The following is a 24,961-nucleotide window of genomic DNA, read 5'->3' on the forward strand; positions in this document are numbered from 1 at the left end:
TACCTTTTAACAGTTACCGTTCAAAAAGTTACAGTTCAAAAATAGAAAAAGAAAAAACGTTAAACAGGGATAAAACTAACGACGCCCTTTCCAATAACCTGAAGTTTGGTGCCAAATCTTGCCAGCAGAGAGAAGCACATTTCTCAATTTGTCTTTCCCGATAATATCGAGATGTGGAATAGAGCTCAGCAGCGAGTAACGATCAGAGCCTTCACTCATTCCCTCAGCCAAAATCTTGCAGATAATATGACTCGGTGTCACACCAAAACCTGAATAACCTTGAACATAGAACACATTTTTATGCTTAGGCAGGGAACCAATTTGTGGGAACAAATTAGCGCTACAACATAATGGACCACCCCATGCCAGTTCAATTTTCACATCTTTCAGGTAAGGAAAGGTTTTCAGCATGAGATTGCGGTTCCATGCTTTTAAATCGGAAGGCATATATTCAATAAAATGTGTCGCACTGCCATATAACAGGCGGTTTTCTTTAGTAACGCGGTAGTAATCGATGACAGGGCTAATATCACTGTAAGCGCCCCGAATCGGGCTGATCCTTTCGATCAGATCGTCTGGCAGTTCTTCCGTCATCAATTGGAAGGCATAGGTATTGATGGTTTTTTTGTAGATAGTGGGATCAAGCCCATCCAAAAAGCCATTACATGCCCACAACATTTTATTGGCACGAACCGAACCTAATGGTGTATGCACTGTGACCCTTGAGCCATACTCTACATTCACAACCTGACTGTTCTCAAAAATTTTGACGCCATATTCCGAGACTGCCTTGGCCTCCCCTAACAACAAATTGAGTGAATGAACATGCCCGCCTCCCATGTGCTTCAATGCACTGGTATAGCGATCTGAGCCAATGACTTGTTTCACATCAGAGCCAGTATAAAGTTCAATTTCCTCATCAGGAGAAGCTAAACGAAACTCTTTCAACCAACTTTGTAAGGTTTTATCGTGTCGAGAGTTCCAACCAAGATACGCATAACCTCGACAAAAATCGGCCTTAATGTCGTATCTGGCTATTCGCTCTCGAATAATTCCAGCACCCAAGCTACTGATTTTAAATATGGTTTCTAGGCCTTTTTCACCAATATGGCGTTTGATCCTGTCCAAGTCATGACCAATCCCCGTCATCACCTGACCACCATTACGACCTGTTCCGCCATATCCCAAGGTTCGACCTTCCAAAATAGCGATATTGGTGATTCCTTTTTCAGCTAGTTCCAGTGCCGTATTGATACCGGAAAAGCCGCCACCAATAATAACGACATCAACATCCAAATCTTCTGTCAGTGTCGGGAAATGGAGATCGTATTTTTTAGTTGCCGCATAATAGGTTAATGAATCAATATCATTGTACATGTTATACCCCGTGAGCCTCTGCCTATCCCCTGATGATGTACTGCCATCTGTCTTACTACTGCTATTTTTCAGGGGGAGCATTTATCATGTTGTTGAATATTAATTATTCAGGTGTATTAACAAAGCAATCAAGACCAAAACCATTAACAAATTAATAAAATAATGAGGCAGATATCGGCGCACCCCTTATCTTGCCTATATATGAATCATATGTACTTAAAATGCTCAAATCATTTGTTATTTATATGTTAATTAAATCACAATTAAAGACATGTTTATTAATTATTTATAGTTTTTATGTTTTCATTTTGTGATGAGCGGAAGGGGAATTTTTTCCAATAGTGAATTATTCTGAGAATGGATATTTGCATGTGTACCCAATCGATTTCAATTTGCGATCACAAAGCAACCGTTTGAAAGATGAAAGGGGATAATGACTAAAAGGAATAAATATGCTACCCAAAAAAATTATCCTTGATTGCGACCCCGGTCATGATGATGCCATTGCCCTCCTGCTTGCCCACGGAGACCCTAATATTGAACTATTGGCGGTAACAACCGTTGTTGGCAACCAAACCCTAGACAAAGTCACCCGTAATGCCCTCTGCATTGCCCGTATAGCCAATATTCACAATGTTCCTTTCGCTGCAGGATGTCACAGACCACTTGTTAGAGAAATCAAAACTGCGCCGGATATTCATGGTGAAACAGGCTTAGATGGTCCGATTCTGCCTGAACCTGCAACGAGGCTAGATGCCCGTCACGCCGTTGATTTAATCATTGATGTGATTATGGAAAATCCCCCCAAAAGTGTGACTCTGGTTCCGACTGCCGGTTTGACTAATATCGCCATGGCTGTACGTAAGGCTCCTCATATCGTTGAGCGGGTGAAGGAAGTGGTCTTGATGGGCGGTGGCTATCATAAAGGTAACAGAAGTGCTGTTGCAGAATTCAATATCTTTATAGATCCGGAAGCGGCACATATCGTTTTTAATGAAAAATGGTCGCTGACAATGGTCGGCTTAGATCTCACTCACCAAGCTCAAGCGACACCTGATATTCTTGAAGCTATCGCCCAGATTAAAACACGTTCTGCTCAGTTCGTTTTGGATGCTCTGAAATTTTATGGGAAGAGATGTCGTGAAACTCAAGGGTTTAGCTATCCTCCTGTGCATGATCCCTGTGCAGTAGCCTACGTGATTGACCCTACTGTGATGACGACTCAAAAAGTCCCCGTTAATATCGAGCTGACAGGAACACTGACAACAGGAATGACCGTCGCAGATTTTCGTTGGCCTCTTCCTGACGATTGCCATACGCAAGTTGCCGTCAAATTGGATCAAACTAAATTCTGGCAGTTAGTGATTGATGCCTTGAAAAATATCGGTGAAACCACTTATTGATTTCAATCACCACGGCTCCATAAATTCCGAGTTACCGCTTTACAGGCTACAACTTGAACGATGAAGGGAGGTATTTCCTTTGACCATTGAAAAACTTCTCTAACTAATGGCCAAAGGAACTTCTATTTAATTTATAAATTAGACTTCATGAAACGAAGTCATCGTCTCAAAATCGAACAATTCATTCAGTTCAATTTGTAATCCATTGGAGATGACATAAATAATTTCTAAGGTAGGATTTCTTACTCCGCGCTCAATACCGCTGACATAAGTTCGATCCAATCCACATTTATCGGCAAAAGCCTCCTGCGACATCCCTGCTTCTTTCCTGAGATACCTAATTCTTTGCCCAAAAAGGGATCTGATATTGTTCGACGTTTTCATCCGAAAAGTATCGATTCTTGTTACTTATCCGACCACGGACTATGAGTCACATTTCAATCTAATTTATGCTATGATGTGTGACTTATAGTCTACTTATTAATGGCTTACTTTTTAATTTAAAAAAATGATAGGTAACTGGAGATTTAGAATGGAAAAAAAAGACTGGCACTCTGCTGACATCATTGCAGCATTGAAAAAACGCGGAACCACGTTATCAGAAGTATCGCGTGCTGCGGGACTGGCTTCATCAACTCTTGCCAACGCACTGCAACGCCACTGGCCAAAAGGCGAACGTCTTATCGCGGCAGCGCTGGAAAGCACACCAGAAGAGATATGGCCTTCGCGCTATGAAAGAAAATGACCTGCAATAGAACCCAGCTCAATGCTGGGTTTACTCACCAATTATCAACTCGCCAGCTTTAAACCAATAATACCAGCTATAATCAGGCCAAGGCTTATCACCCTGGCCAAGTTTGCTGACTCCCCCAACACCACTATGCCAAAAATCGCCGTACCTACAGCACCAATGCCTGTCCACACAGCATAGGCTGTTCCTGTCGGTAAATTTTTCATGGCGTAGGCCAGCAATCCCACACTGACAATCATCGCACTGATCGTAATTAAGCTCGGCACCACACGTGAAAAACCGTGGGTATATTTAAGGCCTACAGCCCACACTACTTCCAGCAAACCTGCTATAAGGAGGACCAACCAAGACATGATTTTCCCTTTATCGAGTGGCAAATGGGGCCGTCCCCAATATGATGGCGTTTATCTGGGTCGTCCCAGACAACGATTAAGAAATGAAACTGAATTATAACTAGCCGATTTTACAACCGCAATCGCAGAACAAAAACACAATAAAAAAAGCCGCAGCCTCTAGACGAAGAGGCCACGGCTTTTCTAAAATAGCAAACGCGATTATTTCACGCGAGAAACGTATTCGCCGGAACGGGTATCAACTTTAATAACTTCACCGATCTGTACGAACAGAGGAACTTTTACTACAGCACCAGTGCTCAGGGTAGCAGGTTTACCACCAGTACCGGCGGTATCACCTTTCAGACCTGGATCAGTCTCAGTAATTTCCAGTTCAACAAAGTTTGGCGGGGTTACAGCGATAGGACGGCCATCCCACAGAGTCAGAATACATTCTGCCTGATCGATCAGCCATTTTGCATTGTCACCAACGGCTTTCTCATCTGCAGCTAACTGCTCGAAAGTTTCGTTGTTCATGAAATGCCAGAATTCACCGTCGTTGTACAAATAGGTCAGGTTCATATCCATGACATCTGCGCTTTCAACGGAATCTGTTGATTTAAAGGTTTTTTCTAGTAATTTACCAGAAATCAGTTTACGAATACGAACACGGGCAAATGCCTGCCCTTTTCCTGGTTTAACAAATTCACTTTCTAGAATAGCGCACGGCTCGCCATCTAACATGATTTTAAGACCTGAACGGAATTCATTGGTACTATAAGTAGCCATGGAGATCCTCTAATTTTTAACAAAATGGCTTAGCCAAAAAATGGCACACATTATAACCCATATTCCCCCTGTCAGAGAAGTCTGGCTACAACAACTTGCGGATGTAATTACAGATCCCAATGAGTTGTTGCAATTATTATCCCTAAACTCACACGCCATACTGAAAGACGGTAATGAGGCGAAGCGATTATTTCCCCTACGTGTGCCAAAAGCATTTGTAGCACGAATGAAAAAAGGCGATCCGCGTGATCCTCTACTATTGCAAGTCCTGACTGCACGGGAAGAGTTTGTAATATCTCCTGGCTTTTCAACAGATCCGCTAGATGAACAGCGTAATGTCGTGCCCGGGCTGTTGCATAAATACCGCAACCGAGCATTGCTATTAGTCAAAGGGGGTTGTGCAGTCAATTGCCGTTATTGCTTCCGTCGTCATTTTCCTTATGAAGATAACAAGGGAAATAAAAACAATTGGCAGCTCGCTCTGGATTATATCGAGCAACATACTGAGTTAGATGAAATCATCTTCTCTGGTGGTGACCCATTGATGGCGAAAGATCATGAATTGGACTGGTTAATTAGCCACATTGAATTTATTCCACACATTAAACGCTTACGGATCCACACACGTTTACCGGTTGTTATCCCTGATCGTATCACCCTAACCCTGTGTAATCGTTTGGCACAATCAAACTTGCAGGTGATCATGGTGACCCACATCAACCATGCAAATGAAATTGATGATGCCTTCCGAGAAAGTATAACTCGGCTAAAACAGGCTGGCGTGACACTTCTAAATCAAAGCGTGATGCTGCGTGATATCAATGATAATGCAGAAACACTGGCAGACTTAAGTAATGCATTATTCGATGCGGGTATTTTGCCTTACTACATCCATGTTCTGGATAAAGTTCAAGGCGCCGCACACTTTCTCGTTGATGATGAAGAAGCAAAAGCAATAATGCGGGAATTATTAACGAAAGTCTCCGGTTATCTGGTTCCTTGCCTGACAAGAGAAATTGGTGGAGAACCCAGTAAAACGCCTCTGGATTTGGGCTTAGGGCTATAATCTTCCCCTTTCAAGTTGCAGCTTCGTTGACTGGGCTGCAACTTGAAATCCCATTAGGGATACTAGTGATTAAGGACACTTATAGACCTGACCAACCATTTTGCTATCAAGGGGAACAAAGCTTCCCAATAGATTCTGGGATGGGCTATTTACGCCATAAATAACATTTCCGCCCATTTCAGCCACTTTATTACGCAGGTCATTGGCGGCGCTACGCATAGAGCTACTCTCATTGCTGACACCATTGAACCAATTGCTTTGAGTACCAACAACTTCACCTAACCGTTGGCATTCACTGCCCGGCTGAGTATCCATGAAACGTACATTAGCACCAGCAGAGGTTAATTGATGGTTTGTTGTACACCCCGCCAGCAACAATACTGACGCACCAAATAACATTTTGATTCGCATAACTTTCCTCATTGATTATAGAAATTTCTATAATGATGATAAATATACCCTTTTGTATTCCATTAGAACAAAAAATAAAAAGGCGAGCAGAAAAATCTGCTCGCCTTTAAAATCTTATCCTATCGGATGGGCAATTCCATCAGCAGGATGAGCAACATTACATCATGCCGCCCATTCCACCCATGCCGCCCATTCCACCAGCTGCACCTAAGTCAGATTTGTCATCTTTAGGCAGATCAGTCACCATTGCTTCAGTGGTGATCATCAGACCAGCGATAGAAGCGGCGAATTGCAGCGCGGAACGGGTTACTTTAGTTGGATCCAAGATACCCATGTCGATCATATCGCCGTACTGTTCAGTTGATGCGTTATAGCCGTAGTTGTCTTTACCCGCTTTCACGTTGTTAACAACAACAGATGGCTCTTCACCTGCGTTGTCTACGATCTGACGCATTGGCGCTTCCATTGCACGCAGTGCAACGCGAATACCAACGTTCTGATCTTCGTTGTCGCCAGTCAGGTTAGAGATCGCGCTAGCAACGCGAACCAGTGCGACACCACCACCAGCAACAACGCCTTCTTCTACTGCTGCGCGGGTTGCGTGCAGAGCATCGTCAACGCGAGCGCGTTTTTCTTTCATTTCAATTTCAGTCGCCGCACCTACTTTGATTACAGCAACACCGCCTGCCAGTTTAGCTACACGCTCTTGCAGTTTTTCACGGTCATAATCAGAAGTAGATTCTTCAATTTGCTGACGAATTTGAGTAACACGTGCAGCGATTACGACTTCTTCACCTACACCATCAATGATAATTGTGGTGTCTTTGTTGATAACAATGCGTTTTGCCTGACCCAGATCTTCCAGAGTCGCTTTTTCCAGCTCCAGACCGATCTCTTCAGAAATCACAGTACCATTGGTCAGGGTAGCGATATCCTGCAACATCGCTTTGCGACGATCACCGAAACCAGGTGCCTTAACCGCAGCAACTTTCACGATACCACGCATGTTGTTAACAACCAGAGTTGCCAGTGCTTCACCTTCAACGTCTTCAGCGATGATAACCAGAGACTTGCTTGCTTTAGCAACACCTTCCAGAACTGGCAGCAGTTCACGGATATTGGAGATTTTTTTGTCAACCAGCAGGATGTACGGGCTTTCTAGTTCAACAGAACCTGATTCTGGTTTGTTGATGAAATAAGGAGACAGGTAACCACGGTCGAACTGCATACCTTCAACAACATCCAGTTCGTCTTCCAGGCCAGTACCTTCTTCAACAGTGATTACACCTTCTTTACCGACTTTGTCCATCGCTTCTGCGATCAGTTTACCTACAGTTTCGTCGGAGTTTGCGGAGATAGTACCAACCTGCGCAATGGCAGTGGAATCAGAGCAAGGTACGGACAGGTTTTTCAGCTCTTCAACAGCAGCAACAACCGCTTTATCGATACCCCGTTTCAGATCCATTGGGTTCATACCAGCGGCAACAGCTTTCAGACCTTCAGTGACGATAGATTGAGCCAATACGGTTGCAGTAGTAGTACCATCGCCGGCTGCATCGTTGGCTTTAGAGGCAACCTCTTTAACCATTTGTGCACCCATGTTCTCGAATTTATCTTCTAATTCGATTTCACGTGCTACAGATACACCGTCTTTAGTGATAACAGGCGCACCGAAAGATTTATCCAAAATTACGTTACGGCCTTTAGGACCCAAGGTCACTTTAACTGCATCAGCCAGTACATTCACACCGCGCAGCATTTTGCTGCGAGCATCATTACCAAATTTTACGTCTTTAGCTGCCATTGTGTCTTTCCTTTAAATTCGCTCAATTAAGAAGGGTTAGCGTGAGGATTCAATTACGCTTCAACAATTGCAAGAATGTCGCTTTCAGACATGATCAATACTTCTTCATTATCGATCTTCTCTGCTTTAACGCCGTAACCTTCATTAAAAATGACGGTATCACCCACTTTTACATCCAGCGCCTTCACTTCCCCGTTTTCAAGGATGCGACCGTTGCCAACTGCCAAAATTTCCCCACGGGTAGATTTGCCCGCAGCAGAGCCAGTCAGGACAATCCCGCCAGCGGATTTTGATTCAACTTCTGTACGCTTAACGATAACGCGGTCATGTAATGGACGAATTTTCATTGATAGATCTCCTATAAATAAAGTCCATATCAGGTAAGAGGATTGATACCAGAACCCAATAGAACCAGTACCATGAAGCTACAAATTGGGGCTTAAGATCAGTACTTCAAGGGGCGGCAAGTAAAAAATATTTTACTTTTTGTTTACCCGCTCAAATAATAAGCAAAGCAGGAACAATTATCTTTTATCGTGCCCACTGCCATGTTCGCCATGATTTTTCTGATCATCTTGCGGCTGATTATTCAATTTACTGGAAGCATCATCCCGCCTGTGTTCATATTCGCCCTCAAAAGTTTGTCCATTCTGGCCGTCCTGCCCATAGCCACCAGTATAATTTGAGCCACGAAAAACATTCGGCCGATAGAGCTTAATATGGGGCAATAATTTTGCTGTCAGAAGTTTCTGTACAGGGGATAATAACAATAGTAATCCGAGAAAATCGGTAAAAAATCCGGGTAATATCAGCAAAAAACCGGCAAAGACCAAAGAAACGCTTTTAACGACTTCTTCCGCAGGGCTTTCACCCGCCACAATTTTTTGTTGCATCGACATAAAATTACTCATGCCCTGATTGCGTACAAGAGAAACCCCAAGGCAAGAAGTAAGAATAACAAGCAGCAGAGTCAACAAAACCCCTACTTCAGAGGCAATACGAACAAACAGGACTGATTCGATGTAAACCAGCAAGCATATAAGAATTAGTGGGAGCCAGCGCACGTGGTTCTCCTTTAATTATTTATTGTCCACACTCTATTTCTCATTCACATAAAGTGAAATCACATAATGTGGGATCAGATTACATAATATGGAGATAATAGTAACCATTTTCAATACTACAGATAGTTGACTTTTCATCTCTGGAATCGTGACCTTAGTCACACATATGTGATCTCATTAATAAAATAGCACTATAAAGTGATCTAGGTTCAAGGCATTTCTGGTAAATCCACATATGATCGCGCCGGCAATTTCGTGATAAGTAATTAATATCACGTCATTTGTTGACGGCAACATTATTCTCAACAAACACTTAATATAACAGTAAAAAAACGTATCCAAGTTAAGAAGGTTCTCATGTCAAACAACATTCGTATCGAAGAAGACCTGTTAGGTAAACGAGAAGTTCCCGCTGAAGCCTACTATGGTATTCACACTCTGCGTGCGATTGAAAATTTTTATATCAGTGACCGTACCATCAACGATGTCCCTGAATTCATCCGCGGCATGGTGATGGTGAAAAAAGCTGCGGCTCTGGCAAACAAAGAACTCCATACTATCCCTGGCAAAATTGCGGACGTTATTGTCAAAGCCTGTGATGAAATCCTCAACACTGGCAAGTATATGGATCAATTCCCTGTTGATGTCTTTCAAGGCGGAGCGGGTACTTCATTGAACATGAATACCAATGAGGTACTGGCAAATATCGGCCTTGAATTGATGGGACATCAAAAAGGTGAATATGAGTACCTGAATCCTAATGATCACCTGAACAAAAGCCAATCAACCAACGATGCTTATCCTACTGGCTTTCGCGTTGCTGTCTATAATTCACTAATGGGCTTAGTTGAATCAATTAAGTTGTTGAAAGCAGGCTTCGACAAAAAAGGCGTTGAATTCGACGATATCCTGAAAATGGGTCGTACCCAGCTGCAAGATGCTGTTCCAATGACTCTGGGTCAAGAGTTCCGCGCATTTTCCATACTGCTAAAAGAAGAAATCAAAAATATCACTCACACGGCAGAATTGCTGTTGGAAGTGAACCTCGGCGCGACAGCAATCGGTACCGGCTTAAACACTGCGCCAGGCTACCAAACACTGGTCGTTGAGAAATTGGCAGAAGTCACAGGGTTACCTTGTCTGCCAGCAGAAGACTTGATCGAAGCGACTTCTGACTGCGGCGCCTACGTTATGGTTCATGGGGCATTGAAACGTCTGGCAGTTAAGATGTCCAAGATTTGTAACGACTTGCGTTTGCTCTCTTCCGGCCCTCGTGCTGGCCTGAATGAAATCAATCTGCCAGAATTGCAGGCAGGTTCTTCCATCATGCCAGCCAAAGTTAACCCTGTTGTGCCAGAAGTCGTTAACCAAGTTTGCTTCAAAGTTATTGGTAACGATATTTGTATCACAATGGCAGCAGAAGCAGGCCAGTTACAACTTAACGTAATGGAACCTGCGATTGGTCAGGCGATGTTCGAGTCAATGTCCATCCTGGGCAACGCATGCCGTAATCTGGTTGAAAAATGTGTCAACGGCATCACTGCTAATAAAGAAGTGTGCGAAAGCTTTGTGTTCAACTCTATCGGTATCGTCACTTATCTGAACCCATTCATTGGCCACCACAATGGCGATATCGTGGGCAAGATCTGTGCTGAAACCGGCAAAAGTGTTCGTGAAGTTGTGCTAGAGCGTGGTTTACTGACCGAAGCTGAATTAGATGATATTTTCTCCGTTGAGAACCTAAAACATCCAACTTATAAAGCAAAACGTTTTGATGATTAATTAAATGCTTATAATAACGAGCTCGTCTTAATTTTTAAGGCACGCAACTCCAACCGGAAGCGTGCCTTTTTAATTTTCAGCAAACACAAAATATTAACCATAGATTTTCATAATACTAAATAAGTTAAGGAGTACGTAACATGTTAGCCGTAGAATTAGTTATTGTTCTGCTGGCCATTTTTTTGGGAGCACGACTAGGGGGAATAGGAATTGGTTTTGCTGGCGGGATTGGCGTTTTAGTCCTTGCAGCCATCGGTGTTAAACCGGGTAGCATACCATTTGATGTTATTTCAATTATTATGGCGGTTATCGCCGCTATCTCAGCCATGCAAGTAGCAGGTGGATTAGATTATTTAGTTCAACAAACAGAAAAATTACTACGCAGGAACCCAAAATACATCACAATCCTTGCACCTATCGTCACTTATTTTCTGACTTTATTTGCAGGTACCGGAAACATATCACTGGCAACACTTCCTGTTATTGCGGAAGTGGCAAAAGAGCAGGGCATAAAACCTTGTCGCCCACTCTCTACTGCGGTTGTTTCAGCTCAGATAGGGATTACTGCCTCCCCTATTTCGGCAGCGGTCGTTTACATGGCATCTGTCATGGAAAATCAAGGCATCAGTTATATACATTTACTTATGGTACTAATGCCTTCAACATTTTTTGCAATCATCCTGATGTCATTCATCATTTCATGGGTTTTTGATTCCAAACTGTCGAAAGATCCCATCTACCAAAAACGCCTTGCAGATGGTCTGGTAGAAATGCGTGGCGCTCATCAAATTCAGATTAAACCCAAGGCTAAACTGTCTGTTTTGTTATTCCTGCTGGGCGTTATTAGTGTTGTCATCTATGCAATTATCAACAGTCCGAGTGTCGGTCTGATTGAAAAACCACTGATGAATACCACTAATGCGATTCTGATTATTATGCTCAGTATTGCCACCCTAACCACCATCATCTGCTCTGTCGATACCGATGCTATTCTGAACTCAAGTACCTTTAAAGCAGGTATGAGTGCATGTATCTGTATTTTAGGGGTTGCATGGCTGGGTGATACTTTTGTGCAGGCCAATATTGATTGGATAAAAGAAACAGCCGGTAGTCTGATTCATGCTCAACCGTGGCTGCTGGCGGTTATTTTCTTCTGCTGCTCTGCATTACTCTATTCGCAGGCCGCAACAGCGAAGGCTTTGATGCCAATGGCACTGGCATTGCATGTAACACCATTAACAGCGATAGCTTCTTTCTCTGCGGTTTCTGGCCTGTTTATCCTACCAACTTATCCGACATTAGTTGCCGCTGTGCAAATGGATGATACCGGAACCACCCGTATTGGCCGATTTGTATTCAATCATCCTTTCTTTATTCCGGGCACCATTGCCGTTGTGTTGGCCGTTTCATTCGGCTTTTTGTTTGGTGGCATGATCTTGTAACGTCATAATACTGAACATTCATTCAAAAACGTTATTTCAGGGGCTGACAATGCCCCTGAAGTATTTCCAGCCAAAAATATTTGGCTATCAAAAAATTAACATTGCATTAATATTAGTCAATTGACTTTCTGTCATAGATGCCATCAGTTATAGTTCAAAGTCTGGTAAGTTTCACAAATCAAACCACGATACAAGCAGGTCAAAAACTATATTATGATGAAACGTATTCTCATGTTGTTTCTGCTGTTCAGCGGTATTGCTACCTCACCCATCAAAGCCAGCACACTGTTTGAACAACTCGGACAAAATCGCTACCTTCCTGCTAATCAGGCATTCATGTTTGATTTTCAGCAACAGGGAAATAAACTCACATTAAACTGGGATATCAAACCCGGTTATTATCTCTACCGACAACAGTTCAGTATCACACCTAAACAAGCGTCGCTGGGAAAAATTGAGTATTCCAAAAGCAGCAAGCATGAAGATGAGTTTTTTGGTAAGACTGAAGTTTATTTTCAATCTGTACATATTGATGTCCCGATCCTATCTGCTACTAATGACTCCTCACTTGAAGTCACTTACCAAGGGTGTGCAGAGGCGGGTTACTGCTATCCTCCAGAAACCGTCAACGTACCACTACAAGTAGTGGTAACGTCAATGGCACCAAATAATGCAATAGCAACAGCGCCCGATAATATAACGACTTCCCAAAATGCGTCATTATCGACAGAGCCACTGCAACAAGAAAATACCAATAGCAAAACCCATGACGTGCCTTTTTCACCGCTATGGGCACTGTTGATTGGCATTGGTATTGCATTTACTCCCTGCATATTGCCCATGTATCCGCTGATTTCCAGCATTATTCTGGGACAGAAACGCCCTGAAAGCCTGAAACGAATCTTTTGGCTCGCCATGAGTTACGTTCAGGGAATGGCGCTCACCTATACTATATTGGGGTTAATCGTCGCGTCGGCAGGCTTACAATTTCAAACGGCCCTGCAAAATCCTTACATTCTGGTCGGGCTGTCAATCCTGTTTATTTTACTCGCCCTATCCATGTTTGGGCTATATACCTTACAACTCCCTGCTTCTGCCCAAACTCGTCTGGTAGATTGGAGCAACCAACAGAAAAGCGGCTCCTATATTGGTGTGTTAGTTATGGGAGCCTTAGCAGGGTTGATCGCATCCCCCTGCACCACTGCACCACTCAGTGCCATTTTGCTCTATATCGCCCAAAGCGGTAATACGCTGGTCGGTGGCCTGACCCTTTACCTCTACGCACTGGGTATGGGTATACCACTTATCGCCGTTACCTTATTCGGCCACAAACTTTTGCCTCGTAGCGGCCCGTGGATGCAATATATTAAAGAGGCTTTCGGATTCATTATTCTGGCATTGCCTGTCTTTTTACTGGAGCGGATACTCGGAGACACATGGGGTACGAGATTATGGAGCCTGCTGGCCGTCTCCTTCCTTGGCTGGTCTTTCGCATTGACCTTAAGCAGTAAAAAGGGCTGGTTACGAACCTTGCAAATTGTTTTACTGGCGCTGGCTCTGATTGCCTCACGCCCATTGCAAGATTGGGTATGGGGAAGCCCGGCGACAGAACAACAGAAAGCCTCTGTCACATTCCAACAAATCAGTAGCTGGCAGGAGTTAAACCAGATTTTAGCTAAAAATCATGACAAGCCGATTATGTTGGATCTGTATGCTGACTGGTGTATAGCTTGCAAAGAGTTTGAAAAATATACTTTCAGTGATCCACAAGTACAGTCACAATTGAGCCAATTCTTCTTATTACAAGCTGATGTCACAAGTAATGAGCCAAACCAGAAAGAATTACTGCAAAAATTAAACGTAATAGGACTTCCTACTATCTTGTTTTTTGATACAGAAGGAAAAGAGCTAACCAATTCGCAAGTCAATGGATTCATGAATGCAGAACGTTTTAGCCAGCATTTACAGAAAATACAACAAGTACAGCATCCACAACAAAAATAATCTGGAAGGAGAGCTACCATGCAACGTGAATATGTGCTCAGTCATGCCCTGAATATACTGGAACAGCATGGCCTATCAGCAACATTGGAGACGCTTTTAACTCCCCTTAAAATTGAGATTAGCCATATAAAGCATTTTTGGCCTGATCGCGAAGCCCTGCTCTACGATTGCCTTCGCTATCATAGCCAGCAAATTGAGATATGGCAGCGCCAAATCTTACTGGACGAAACCTTGGATCCTGAGCAGAAATTACTGGCCCGTTACGATACCCTCAAGGAAAAAGTACAGGAACAACGATATCCGGGGTGTCTGTTCATTGCGGCGTGCAGCACTTTCCCTGATCCTACTCATCCGATTCACCAGTTAGCTGAATTGCAAAAACAAAATTCTTTTCATTACACGTCGGAGTTATTACAACAACTCGATATTGACGACAATGAACAAGTCGCCAACCAAATGGAACTGATACTTGAAGGGTGTCTCAGTAAATTGTTAGTGAAAAGAGAGTTTGAAGCTGTAACCACCGCAAAATTGCTAGCACAAGATATTTTAACCATCGCAAAATGCCGCAAAAACGGAGCATTAAGTTAAGAAAAAACAACTAAAGTTGAATAACCACACTAATTCGGTATGAAAATACAGCAAACAATCATTTTTCATCGTTTTTTTGCAGAAAGTATTTGACGGATTAAGCTGAATACGGTTTAATGCGCCCCGTTAGCCCGGATAGCTCAGTCGGTAGAGCAGGGGATTGAAAATCCCCGTGTCCTTGGTTCGATTCCGAGTCCGGGCACCAATTTTAAAACTCGCTTGTTGAAGTGATATCAATAACTTAACACGTGAGTTAGAAATAAGTGCTGTTAAGAAAATGTTAATGAATATAATCTATTACTTTGCGTAAGTTAATAAACTAAAAACAGCCACTCTATACGAAGTCAGGTGAACACAGTTTGTGCTCACCTTTTTGCGTTGAAAGTAATGATTTCAGTAATTGATTCTGATGTCAAGTCAGGTGATTGTCAGAATTGCTCTTTGAGCACACTTCCCGGTTTCTTCGTTTTGTGTCTCCACCTCCAAACCATCCCATAATTCAGTGACACAGTCAGGGCAATCCCGCTGATATCTTGCCCTGTTTTTTTACATCACGTTAACGGATTACACAGCAAGATCCAGATAAAACGCCAGTTCATTCGCCAGAGTTTTACCCGCGATTTCCATATCGATATCAATATACTCCATCGTGGTCGCCACACTGCGGTGTCCCAGCAAACACCTGACCAGCTGCAAATTGCGGTCGGGGGCTTTCATCAGCTCTGTCGCCAGCGTATGACGGAAGCGGTGGGGGGAGACAGCAAAACCACATTCTTTAGACAGGCGGTTAAAGAAAGAACGGAGATGTTGCTTTTCTCTGTCATGATGATACTGGTGACTGACATGGCGTCCGTGATGACAAAAACGCAGGCGGGTTAAATCAAACAGCGGATCATCCTCTTTCGCGCCACAGGCTTTTGCCTGTTCAATCAACTGCGCCAGCCGGGGTTTCAGCTGCGGGATCATCGGCACCCGCCATTCACTGTGGTTTTTACTGCCTTCCACACGCAACTCAATGTAACTGTTGTCCAGATTAATATCCCGTAACCGCAGATGCAGCAGCTGGTTCAGGCGCATGCCCGTCAGCCGGAAGGTATCCAGTACGGTCAGCCAGTACCCCGTCGGGTATAAGGCACAGCGTCCGCCCCGCGGGGCGGTCTGTAAACGTTCTTCCTCTTCATACTGCTGCATCCGCAGGTAAATCCCGGTTATCTGCGCCTTACTCAGGGTTTTCTTTTGTTTCTTCTCTTTTTTGACTGCCGCGTCATTAAACGGATTTTTGGGGTGTGACAACAGTTTTCTTTCCATCCCGAAATTAAAAATGGCCCGCAGGTGCGCCACCTTATTGTTCCACGTATAGCCGGACTGATTTTTTTCCATCAGCAGATGACGCCGCCAGCACAGGACATCCCGGTGAGTCACGCTCTCCGGCAACCCCGTTTCCCCCATATACCGGATAAAGACCCGCACCACCTTGCGATAACTCCATTCGGTTGCCGGCCGTAACATCCGTGAAAAAAAATACTCGTCCAGTAACGCATCCCAGCCCATTTTTTCCTTATTATTTAACATATTGTTGTTTCCTTAGTGTGTAATATTGTGTCCCGGTACAGAAATGTCCCGTTAATAAACTGAAAGATTAATTAACACTTTGAATTATTTCATTTTTCATATAATGACCTTTTGTACATTGCAGAAACAAGGCCTTCCGGCGCTGATGCGGTGCGTTCGGACAATTTCGAATCGTTATCGTTACCATTTGCATTCTTTCTCATCAAAATTTCATTCCTCTGCCTGAAACAATGACAGTAATCTCCGGGTATCCTCGGTGGTGTCGGGCGCAGGGACTGTTCCCGGTGTGACAGGCGGAATAACCGGATCGGGTTCTGATGATGACAGCCTGGTATCGGTAGCCGGTTTAGACGGTTCAACGGGATTCAGCAGCGGTGACTGCACCTGCTCAGCGGCAGACTGAAGCAGTGAGTCCGTCAACGGGACAGAAGACGGATGTCCGCCAAGATGCAACATCAGGCACTGCCACGCACCGGGCACTAAAGACAACCAAATCACCGCTTCCTCCGGTAACAAACGGGCAGCCAGCAATGTTTTATAAAGGACTGGCAGCTCAGGCCGCGGTGCCTGAAACCGGAAGCGGAAACGACGTTCAGGTATCCACAATCCCGGCTGCCAGTGATGTCCGTCTTCCAGTTCCCCTTCCAGTTGTCGCAACAGCGGCAGGTGGTAAAACAGCGCCGCCCAGAACACCACCGCCTGCCACAACAGACTTTGTGCGGCCTGTGTTTCCGGCACCACCCCCGGAGGCAACATATGCCCTTTTGCCAGCCGCATGGCACAGGCAGTAAATTGCAGGGTCAGATCGATAAATCCGCCGCAATAAGACCAGACGCCCTCTTGTGTTGCGGGAACATGCTGCACACGGACGCATAATTGCCGGAGCGGATCCAGATAGAATTGCTGATACAACCCAGCGGGCAGCGCACTGTTTTCCCACAGTTGCCGGAGATACTGGCCACGCTCTGAAGTTGCCAGCAGCACCTCTGCTGACTGTGGACGGAAATAACCTCCGGCACCGCGTACTCTTTCAGGCGCTAGCCCGGGGGCTTTTTGTGACGGGGAAAGGTCACGGGTAAAACGGGATTTAAAACGCTGAAACATCACTTTTCCTCTTTCGGTTCAGATTTAGCTCAGTGTCGGTGAATCCCGGCCGGAAACAAGGAACAACTCTTTTTACGAAAATGAAAATTAATCTGACCCGGTTCATCCCCTGACTGACCGAATTCGCTTAATTTCCATCATAACTCATTGTATTAAAGCCATTTAAAAACAAAAAAAGCGCCCCGAAAGGCGCGGTACGGGGTGTAGGTTTGTGGTTTGGTCGGTTTCAGTATTCCCGCACAACCCGCCAGAAATAACCGCAGGCTTTGTAACACCGCCTGACGGTAACGAGGGACTTCTTCCCCGCAGACCCACTGTTGCATCACATCGAGACAGACGGATTTGCCGGTGATTTCCAGTTGATTGGTGCACCATTCTGCCATAATTAAGTTCCTCACTTGAATGATAAAAATAAACAGGAGGAACCGCCCGGTCGGGGCACAATTCCCCCGATGGGTAGATTGAACAAAAAGTATTACTGTCCGGTCTGCCTGAATAGCCTGTCAGCCAAACCACTGTCAAAAATAACCGTCAGCTCATCGTGGATATCCAGATAAGGCGTACTGCGCAGGATAACCTGCGTGTTCAGCCGGATTAAGTCATATTTATCCACCAGTTCGTTAATGGCTTCTGAAGGCCGGACACCGCGAGCTATCAGTGCTGCCACCGTATCGGTTTCACACAGGGCCGTATCGGTCAGGCTGAGGCCAAAATGCCGTTTCAGCAAGGCAGCCGCAATCACCTGCCAGACGGTTAAACGTAACGTGGTCATAACGTCCCCTCAGAAAAGACACTGACGGAGACCCCATACCGGAGAATATCCCGCACTTCATGGCACTGCTGATAACAGGGGGAAACCCCATGCAGTGACAATAAATGCACCTTGTGCCACAACGCACGCGCCGCCGGAGTATTCTGCCAGCTCTGCTCAAGCATCGCTGCCTGACATAACCGCTGCTGTTGCTGTTCCAGTGACAGGCGTTCTGACGTCAGTGTGACCGGCTGCGCCCAGATAATCTCTTCATCAAACCGGCCACCGAGCACTTTTCTGTCCTGTGCATCAAAAATCATAACGGTCAGCGGAAAAAAAATCCCCGAAACCTGAGCAGATAACCTCTCCGGCACCGGCCAGTCACCCAGTCGATGGATCACCTTCAGCCGCTGCACCACTTCCGTGACGGTGGAGGCTTCGCACACCATCAGGGTTTCCGGCTGCAATGACTGTGGTGCTTTCGGGTATTGCCTCAGGCCGGTGACCTGAGCGGTAAACAGCTCTTCACGTAATACGATATCGGTATCATCCGGTACCGGTAAAAAAATGGGATTCATGGTGTTGTTCCTTGATTTTATGTCAATGAAAGAAAACACCCACCCGATACCGGGAAGGTGTTTTGGCTTCCCCGGTCAGGCGCTTAAGAAAAGCGTTAACAGCCTCATGGGCTGATAACGTTAATGATGATTATTTTTGTTAGGGATAAATGACGGACTGATAACGTCCTCTCTGGGTTTCAGTGTCATGATCGATGTTATCAGGCCGCTTTCCGGGTGCTGTTGTGCATACTCCTGCAATGCGCAGAACCGGTACGCCTCCTCATTCTGTGTATCCGGCACCGCGATACGGGCTGATACGATGGCCGTGACCGCCAGCCCGAAAGCATCGGCTGAAAGCGTGACCGTCAGCTGCGTAACCGGCAGGTAAACGGAATACGTTTCCGCCCGTGTCGGCACCATATAAGTCAGCGATTCAGACACCTGTCGGCTTGTCCACTGTTCAGGCTGATAATCGCTACATAACGTCGATGCGGTATTCGCCAGCAGGAACCCCAGAAACAACCGTTCCAGCGGGGTTTTGTCGGGAAACACGGCCGACAGCGCAAGACTGTCCAACATAATCAGTTCATTATTTGGCATCACGTTCTCCTGTTATGCACCCTTTAAGCCCAAAGCAGCCCGGATACACGAAGCCTGAGGATGTTGCCACGCATATTCACGCAAGGCGCAAAGCCGCTCAGCGTACCCGTCCAGCTTCATCAGGGCCGTCAGATAACCCAATACGCTCAGAGTTACCATCAGCCCAAAGGCATCGGCGGAGACTTCACCTTTAAAGTCAGTCGTATCCACGTTAACCACAGAAGAATCCGGCCGCATCGGCACGATATAGGCGATGCTGTCTGACACTTTCCGGTACTGCCATCGGTCACACCGGTCATCGTCACAAAGCACAGCAGCGGCTTTAATGAACGTGTGCTCCAGCAGCATCAGTTCCAGTGGACCGGTGTGCGGAAAAATTTCAGCAAAAGGGGATAATTCAGCCGGGGACACAGTGTGCACCGTGGCCGGGGTGATATTTTGTTGCATGGTATTCTCCTGATAAAACAACGGAGAACACCTGACCCAATGGGAAATGTGTTCCCCGTTGGGTGACTGGCCTGTTGGCCATCATGGATGAGATTAAGAGACCTTCATCGTCATCAGACTGACGATATCTGCTTCCAAAGGTGCGCAGATGTACCACACAGTGTGTACTCCCTTGCAGGCTACAGGAGTGTTGCTGTCGCTGCCCGAAGGTGATCCTCACAAGCGACCGGATCATGGATAAGTCTGACTACGCTAATAAACGGAAATCATTAGGTCAATGGGTAATTCATTTCTCGGGACAAAAAATAATGTCAGGAACACGACGGGATTTTGGGGGAGTCAGAGAGAGGCTGTCAATACGAGGTGACCCGTTCTGGTCGTTTGTCTAAATCATTTATGCCCCAAAATGTGTTGCACACTACTCCTGTTAAAAAAGTTAAACTGGATGGGGTCACCTAGAAAATCTAATGACTAATTAAAAGAGTTAATAAGAAAGACTCAACTAATTGGCTTTATGGTGCATAACCGAAACACAACGTAAGTTTGCACCATAGTAATATGTTAAGTTAAGTCGGCTATTCGCTCAAAACTGCCCGAGATTCTTTGAGCGGGCAGCATCTGCACAGTGTACTGACCGTTCGCCACGGGAATACCTGCTGCGCCAGACCAGTCATGGGTTAAGTAATCAAAGGTGCATGTAAATATAGTGGAAAACCCAGACCTTAATTAGCATTTTGTGTAGTTGCCAGTTCCCTTTAATCTGAGCACTTTTTTAGGCTGATGCGCCAGTTATCACCAGACTGCACTTGGTATCTGGCAGCGAAGTTATCCATATTGAGTGCTACCGATACCTGTAGCAGGCTGTTGAGATACACCAAAGGTTGACCTTCAGGAACTTCACCAAAGCTGCTGACATATGGGGCTTTGCCTTCATACCGGATCTTATCCCCTTCACTTATTTTAATGCAGACCTGATCCCCTTTGTGAATACCCACCTTACTGACCTGGCTGTCATTGATATTACTCCAGACATTCCCAAACCGTACATCTAGAACTGGAATAGTCCCCTTAAGAGTTCCATCCCTTTCAGCTACACCAGTCTGATAAGGGATCTTTACTACTTTATTTGGTAACAGCGGCCCCACCTGTTCATAGCTAATAATACCTGAAGCAAGTCGTGCCCCAGTATATGCGTATACATCACGTCCATGAAAAGTATATGATTTTTCAGAGCCAGGTACACGGTTGAACTTCTCGTCAATCTGACGTACAGATTCAATACCAAAGTGTTCAGCTACCAAGGTCAATGTTCCGTTATCCGGTGAGACTATGTAATGACCACTCTGTGTCTTGATAACCACTGAGCGCCTGTCAGTGCCCACTCCCGGATCCACCACGCTTACAAAGACAGTCCCTTTGGGCCAGTATGGTAGAGTCTGGTAAAGGCGATATGAAGCTTCCCAAATATTATAAGGTGGAATTTCATGTGTTAGATCATAAATAGGCTGGCTAGGATTCACCTTGAAAGATATCCCTTTCATAACCGATACTGCCCCATCTTTTAGGCCGAAATCTGTCTGAAACACCAGGGCTTCATTGGCAACAGTAACCGTACTTACAAGAGCGAGAGAAAGACTCGCAGCCCGGAGAGTAGTTCGAATATCCATAACTGAATCCTTTTCATTTAATAACGGGAGACAAAATATACAGTTCATAGGGATTTCGGGAACAATGGAACAGTAAACACTTAAGCGTTCAATTTAAATAGCTAAAAATGATCTGTCAGTCGAAGTCAGAGATCTCACAATATATTTATTTCATTTTGGTACAATTGACGCCATACAGGGCATCCATCTCATCAGATTAGGTCTAGCTCAGATCATCAATAGTGTCAGATCGAGTCTTATTTGGTAATCACATTGGTACAACTAACTCGCTTTTGCCCCAAACTGTTTTATGCTCCAAAAAGTCATACGCTTTAGCTTTTCTCTTTGACCAAATTTAGCTAATGAATCAATATGTGTTAAGTTTTGTATCTGTGTGGCCAGCCTGTGTCTTCTGATTCGGTGGCTATTCAGTCTTTCTATCGACATGACTTATTCTTGGAAATAGATTTAAATGACTGCTGAATTTAACTTACATCAAATCTACGATCATAACCTGAACTTTCTTGTCGGTGCTGGTGCTTCAAATGGTTTTCTACCGACGTTAGCACTAGAGGTAAAGGGGCTAGATGGTAGTAAGTGCACATTCGAGACACTTGCAAAGAAATATGAAAGCAACAAAGAAATGACAACACTGCTGTTCATGTTGTACTACCGAGAATGTATTAAGCCTGGTTTACCCTCAGTTCCAGCCAAAGGTATTCCTGCTCCTCCTAGACCGCCACATGAAGAAAGCGTCATTCAAGAATATAAGCGGTTCATGACCACTTTGATTCACCTCTTAAACAAGCAAAAACCATCAGCCAAAAAAGCAAACATTTTCACAACTAACTACGATAATTGCTTTGAAATTGCTAGCGAAGAGTTGATGGCAGAAAGAACATCTCAGTTCGAAGTTAATGATGGCAGCACTGGTTTTCAAGCGCGTACTTTCCACACAAGAAACTTCAATAACCGTATCGTAAATAAAGGCGTGTTTGACCGTCACGAACAGTTTCTTCCTCAAGTAAACCTTCTGCATGCTCACGGCTCAGTACATTGGATGAAAGGCAACAAAGATGGTGATATTGAACTTAATTACGGTACTAGCTGTTACAACATAGACTTCAATCAAGACGAAAATAATATTCTAGATGCTTGCAAGGTGATTCTTTATGATACAAATAAATCGCTCAATGACCTGAGTGTATTTGAAGCTCACACAGATTTTACGAAACTTCGTTCTGAGCAATTTGGGCAGGACTATAACAAAATGCCTATCGTGAACCCCACAAAGTGGAAGTTTCATGAAACCGTCTTTGAAGAGGCTTACTATCAGATTCTTCGTCACCTAAGTTATGAACTTGAACGCCCTCATTCAGTATTAATTGCTTTCGGCTTCTCTTTTGCCGACGAGCACATTCTCAGTCTTGTACAGCGAGCATTGTCTAATCCGTCATTGACTATGTACGTAATGTGCTATGACGAGTCAACGAAAGACAGGATGTCGGAAATATTCAGAAAGTACCCGAATGTTAAGTTGATTTACTCCGAAGATAGAAAATTAGATTTTACGCTTTTCAATGATGAATACTTCACGGTAAATAAACTAAACAAACCTATGCCTGAAGAAACCATGAAGCCAATGCTTGAAGCTGTAGTTGGTGGTGTCAAATGAGTATAGCAATTGGTGAAGTAATTTCAGTTAAAGGCACTAATATCACTGTAGAATTATACGAAGAGTCCAACAACGAGACGTTGTTCTATAACGGCGAAAAATTCAACGGTGTATCGATCCAGGAGTTCATTTTAATTCGTCGTGGGTTCAAGGATATCGTTGCTAGAGTACAAGGCGAATACCTAGATGAACGACTAAAAGACGAAGAGAGCGGCTGCTATATCCGTAAAGTTGAGTTAGTACCAATTGGGCATTTCCAGTTCAATGAATTCCATGAAGGCATAAAACACCTTCCGATGATCCGTGATATTGCGTATTTAATGAGTGACACTCAGGTTAAATCTATCTTTGGAAAGCCTGACGACAACTTCGTTGTCGGTGAAACGCTTACTGAAGAAATACCTATATCGCTACCTTGGGTAAAGCTATTCAACACTCATATAGGAATTTTCGGCAATACTGGTAGTGGCAAATCTAATACGCTGACTAACATATACACAACGCTATTTCGCAATAAGCTGGACAAGCTCATAAACAAGAGTCACTTTGTTGTTATCGACTTTAATGGAGAGTACACAAATAACCAGCTAATATCAAAAGACAAGTATAAGAAGGTATACCAACTAGATACTCGCAATGATGATGGCGATAAATTTCCACTCACTAGCGATGTATTCTGGGATGAAGAATTATTCGGCATCTTATTCAAAGCAACTGAGAATACTCAGAAGCCGTTCTTAAAGCGGATAGTTTCTGGTCGAAACAGGTTCAAAGACAATCCAGATAGCTTGCAGAAGTACGTCAAGTCAACTATCGAGCGTGCTCTCACAAGTACCGCACAAAAGAAAGAGTTTGTAGCTCTTATTGAAGAGATTGCAAAACTTGTTGGCTCCCAAGACCTAGAGAAAAAAGTTAGGGAAATAGGCTGGCATGGTGAACGATCTCGGTTGTATTTCCCAAACACCCCCCACCCAAATTATTTTAATGGTGGTGATAATGACCTTACGTACAATCATCATTGCAGAGCATACGTAGACGACATCAACATTAGAGAGTTATCGCCATTCAATGAGTTAAAACTGAGAATCAACACTCAACTTCTTTCTGACCTCATTAGCGGTTATGTTCAGTTCGACCATATACAACCTCTACTAAAGAGAGTAGAAGCGTCATTGACAGCACTAGATCGTGTGTTTGACGTTAGAGAAGAACGACCAGCAAACATGTTATTGTCAGTGGTATCACTTCGAAGGACTAATCAAGAAATTAAGAAGGTTATGCCACTTTTGCTTGCTAAGTTTTATTATGGTGAACACAAGCAGAAGGTTATGAACCAGAGTCCACCAGAGCAAACATTCCACATGATAATTGATGAAGCTCATAACATACTGTCGACCCAATCGAGTCGTGAAAGTGAGAGTTGGAAGGATTATCGTTTGGAGCTATTTGAGGAAATTATCAAAGAAGGCCGTAAATTTGGTTTCTTCTTAACTTTGTCAAGTCAGAGGCCAGCAGATATCTCACCTACGATTATGTCTCAGCTACATAATTTTTTTATTCATCGCTTAGTCAATGAGCGTGACCTCAAGTTGCTAGAGAACACTATTAGCTCACTTGATGAACTCTCACGACAAATGATTCCCAACCTTTCAAAGGGTTGTTCGATAATTATAGGAACATCATTCGATGTCCCAATGGTTGTTCAATTCAATGTGATGCCTGACGGTAGTAGGCCAGACAGTGACGATATTGATATTGAGTCTCTTTGGAATTAGAGAATGAAAGAGCAT

25 protein-coding genes, 1 tRNA gene and 1 pseudogene are annotated in these 24,961 nt (G+C 44.2%); 10 read left to right on the top strand and 17 right to left on the bottom strand.

Features of this window, described 5'->3' with window-relative positions; translation table 11 throughout:
• Positions 1-75: 75 nt before the first annotated feature.
• Positions 76-1,377, bottom strand: coding sequence for an NAD(P)/FAD-dependent oxidoreductase (locus Xhom_RS47980; RefSeq protein WP_069316963.1), 1,302 nt, complete (start codon positions 1,375-1,377; stop codon positions 76-78).
• 452 nt (positions 1,378-1,829) lie between these two features.
• Between Xhom_RS47980 and uriH the strand changes: the two genes are divergently transcribed.
• Positions 1,830-2,780, top strand: a complete 951-nt coding sequence (gene uriH / locus Xhom_RS47985) for a uridine-preferring nucleoside hydrolase UriH (RefSeq protein ID WP_069316964.1) — start codon at positions 1,830-1,832, stop codon at positions 2,778-2,780.
• Positions 2,781-2,918: 138 nt separating this feature from the next.
• Here the strand turns inward: uriH and Xhom_RS47990 are convergent, their stop codons facing one another.
• Positions 2,919-3,095 (bottom strand): helix-turn-helix domain-containing protein, encoded by a 177-nt coding sequence (locus Xhom_RS47990; RefSeq protein ID WP_069316965.1) that lies wholly within the window; start codon positions 3,093-3,095, stop codon positions 2,919-2,921.
• 217 nt (positions 3,096-3,312) lie between these two features.
• Between Xhom_RS47990 and Xhom_RS47995 the strand changes: the two genes are divergently transcribed.
• The gene (locus Xhom_RS47995) at positions 3,313-3,525 is read left to right on the top strand and encodes a helix-turn-helix domain-containing protein (protein WP_069316966.1); all 213 of its coding nucleotides are present in this window, start codon (positions 3,313-3,315) and stop codon (positions 3,523-3,525) included.
• Between the two features lie 44 nt (positions 3,526-3,569).
• Here Xhom_RS47995 and sugE read toward each other — a convergent pair whose 3' ends face one another.
• Both sugE and efp read right to left on the bottom strand, forming a co-directional pair.
• Positions 3,570-3,884: a quaternary ammonium compound efflux SMR transporter SugE gene (sugE, locus tag Xhom_RS48000; protein ID WP_069316967.1), complete on the bottom strand. Its 315-nt coding sequence runs from the start codon at positions 3,882-3,884 to the stop codon at positions 3,570-3,572.
• Positions 3,885-4,085: 201 nt separating this feature from the next.
• Positions 4,086-4,652, bottom strand: coding sequence for an elongation factor P (gene efp, locus Xhom_RS48005; RefSeq protein ID WP_069316968.1), 567 nt, complete (start codon positions 4,650-4,652; stop codon positions 4,086-4,088).
• Positions 4,653-4,692: 40 nt separating this feature from the next.
• Here efp and epmB point away from each other — a divergent pair, with 40 nt between their 5' ends.
• The gene (gene epmB, locus Xhom_RS48010; RefSeq protein ID WP_069316969.1) at positions 4,693-5,718 is read left to right on the top strand and encodes an EF-P beta-lysylation protein EpmB; all 1,026 of its coding nucleotides are present in this window, start codon (positions 4,693-4,695) and stop codon (positions 5,716-5,718) included.
• A gap of 69 nt (positions 5,719-5,787) precedes the next feature.
• On the opposite strand, the gene Xhom_RS48015 is transcribed toward epmB, so the two are convergent.
• The 4 genes from Xhom_RS48015 to Xhom_RS48030 all read right to left on the bottom strand — a co-directional run bounded on the left by Xhom_RS48015 (position 5,788) and on the right by Xhom_RS48030 (position 8,997).
• Complete coding sequence (locus tag Xhom_RS48015) at positions 5,788-6,129, bottom strand: DUF4156 domain-containing protein (protein WP_069316970.1); 342 nt, start codon at positions 6,127-6,129, stop codon at positions 5,788-5,790.
• Between the two features lie 157 nt (positions 6,130-6,286).
• Complete coding sequence (gene groL / locus Xhom_RS48020; protein WP_069316971.1) at positions 6,287-7,933, bottom strand: chaperonin GroEL; 1,647 nt, start codon at positions 7,931-7,933, stop codon at positions 6,287-6,289.
• 53 nt (positions 7,934-7,986) lie between these two features.
• The gene (locus Xhom_RS48025) at positions 7,987-8,280 is read right to left on the bottom strand and encodes a co-chaperone GroES (protein ID WP_069316972.1); all 294 of its coding nucleotides are present in this window, start codon (positions 8,278-8,280) and stop codon (positions 7,987-7,989) included.
• A gap of 177 nt (positions 8,281-8,457) precedes the next feature.
• Positions 8,458-8,997 (bottom strand): FxsA family protein, encoded by a 540-nt coding sequence (locus tag Xhom_RS48030; protein WP_069316973.1) that lies wholly within the window; start codon positions 8,995-8,997, stop codon positions 8,458-8,460.
• 357 nt (positions 8,998-9,354) lie between these two features.
• Here Xhom_RS48030 and aspA point away from each other — a divergent pair, with 357 nt between their 5' ends.
• From aspA to Xhom_RS48055, 5 genes are all read left to right on the top strand, one after another.
• Positions 9,355-10,779, top strand: coding sequence for an aspartate ammonia-lyase (gene aspA / locus Xhom_RS48035; RefSeq protein ID WP_069316974.1), 1,425 nt, complete (start codon positions 9,355-9,357; stop codon positions 10,777-10,779).
• 140 nt (positions 10,780-10,919) lie between these two features.
• Entirely contained in the window at positions 10,920-12,221 is a 1,302-nt protein-coding gene (locus Xhom_RS48040) for an anaerobic C4-dicarboxylate transporter (RefSeq protein ID WP_069316975.1), read from the top strand.
• A gap of 213 nt (positions 12,222-12,434) precedes the next feature.
• Positions 12,435-14,225: a protein-disulfide reductase DsbD gene (locus Xhom_RS48045; protein ID WP_069316976.1), complete on the top strand. Its 1,791-nt coding sequence runs from the start codon at positions 12,435-12,437 to the stop codon at positions 14,223-14,225.
• An 18-nt stretch (positions 14,226-14,243) separates the two neighbouring features.
• The gene (gene dicD / locus Xhom_RS48050; RefSeq protein ID WP_069316977.1) at positions 14,244-14,816 is read left to right on the top strand and encodes a division control transcriptional repressor DicD; all 573 of its coding nucleotides are present in this window, start codon (positions 14,244-14,246) and stop codon (positions 14,814-14,816) included.
• Between the two features lie 129 nt (positions 14,817-14,945).
• A tRNA-Phe gene (locus tag Xhom_RS48055) sits at positions 14,946-15,021 on the top strand.
• A 359-nt stretch (positions 15,022-15,380) separates the two neighbouring features.
• On the opposite strand, the gene Xhom_RS48060 is transcribed toward Xhom_RS48055, so the two are convergent.
• The 9 genes and pseudogenes from Xhom_RS48060 to Xhom_RS48100 form a co-directional block, all read right to left on the bottom strand.
• Positions 15,381-16,388, bottom strand: coding sequence for a tyrosine-type recombinase/integrase (locus tag Xhom_RS48060; RefSeq protein WP_069316978.1), 1,008 nt, complete (start codon positions 16,386-16,388; stop codon positions 15,381-15,383).
• Positions 16,389-16,598: 210 nt separating this feature from the next.
• Positions 16,599-17,492, bottom strand: coding sequence for a TraI domain-containing protein (locus Xhom_RS48065; RefSeq protein WP_069316979.1), 894 nt, complete (start codon positions 17,490-17,492; stop codon positions 16,599-16,601).
• Between the two features lie 194 nt (positions 17,493-17,686).
• Positions 17,687-17,875 (bottom strand): annotated as a pseudogene (locus Xhom_RS48070) (DUF1281 domain-containing protein); the annotation flags it as partial.
• A gap of 92 nt (positions 17,876-17,967) precedes the next feature.
• On the bottom strand, positions 17,968-18,264 hold the full coding sequence (locus Xhom_RS48075; RefSeq protein ID WP_069316981.1) for a TA system toxin CbtA family protein: 297 nt from the start codon (positions 18,262-18,264) through the stop codon (positions 17,968-17,970).
• Positions 18,261-18,821, bottom strand: a complete 561-nt coding sequence (locus tag Xhom_RS48080) for a hypothetical protein (RefSeq protein ID WP_069316982.1) — start codon at positions 18,819-18,821, stop codon at positions 18,261-18,263. The genes Xhom_RS48075 and Xhom_RS48080 overlap by 4 nt, the downstream gene beginning before the upstream one ends.
• A gap of 120 nt (positions 18,822-18,941) precedes the next feature.
• Positions 18,942-19,403, bottom strand: coding sequence for an antirestriction protein (locus tag Xhom_RS48085; protein WP_069316983.1), 462 nt, complete (start codon positions 19,401-19,403; stop codon positions 18,942-18,944).
• Between the two features lie 12 nt (positions 19,404-19,415).
• Entirely contained in the window at positions 19,416-19,850 is a 435-nt protein-coding gene (locus tag Xhom_RS48090) for an antirestriction protein (protein WP_069316984.1), read from the bottom strand.
• Positions 19,801-20,085, bottom strand: a complete 285-nt coding sequence (locus Xhom_RS48095; protein ID WP_145957419.1) for a hypothetical protein — start codon at positions 20,083-20,085, stop codon at positions 19,801-19,803. The genes Xhom_RS48090 and Xhom_RS48095 overlap by 50 nt, the downstream gene beginning before the upstream one ends.
• A gap of 520 nt (positions 20,086-20,605) precedes the next feature.
• The gene (locus tag Xhom_RS48100; RefSeq protein ID WP_418384931.1) at positions 20,606-21,511 is read right to left on the bottom strand and encodes an SAM hydrolase/SAM-dependent halogenase family protein; all 906 of its coding nucleotides are present in this window, start codon (positions 21,509-21,511) and stop codon (positions 20,606-20,608) included.
• Between the two features lie 457 nt (positions 21,512-21,968).
• Here Xhom_RS48100 and Xhom_RS48105 point away from each other — a divergent pair, with 457 nt between their 5' ends.
• Both Xhom_RS48105 and Xhom_RS48110 read left to right on the top strand, forming a co-directional pair.
• Entirely contained in the window at positions 21,969-23,171 is a 1,203-nt protein-coding gene (locus tag Xhom_RS48105) for an SIR2 family protein (protein WP_038187162.1), read from the top strand.
• Positions 23,168-24,946, top strand: a complete 1,779-nt coding sequence (locus tag Xhom_RS48110) for an ATP-binding protein (protein WP_069316986.1) — start codon at positions 23,168-23,170, stop codon at positions 24,944-24,946. Before Xhom_RS48105 ends, Xhom_RS48110 begins: the two co-directional genes overlap by 4 nt.
• Positions 24,947-24,961: the final 15 nt, after the last annotated feature.

Origin of the sequence: Xenorhabdus hominickii, assembly GCF_002632725.1 — a bacterium.
Taxonomy (GTDB): domain Bacteria; phylum Pseudomonadota; class Gammaproteobacteria; order Enterobacterales; family Enterobacteriaceae; genus Xenorhabdus; species Xenorhabdus hominickii.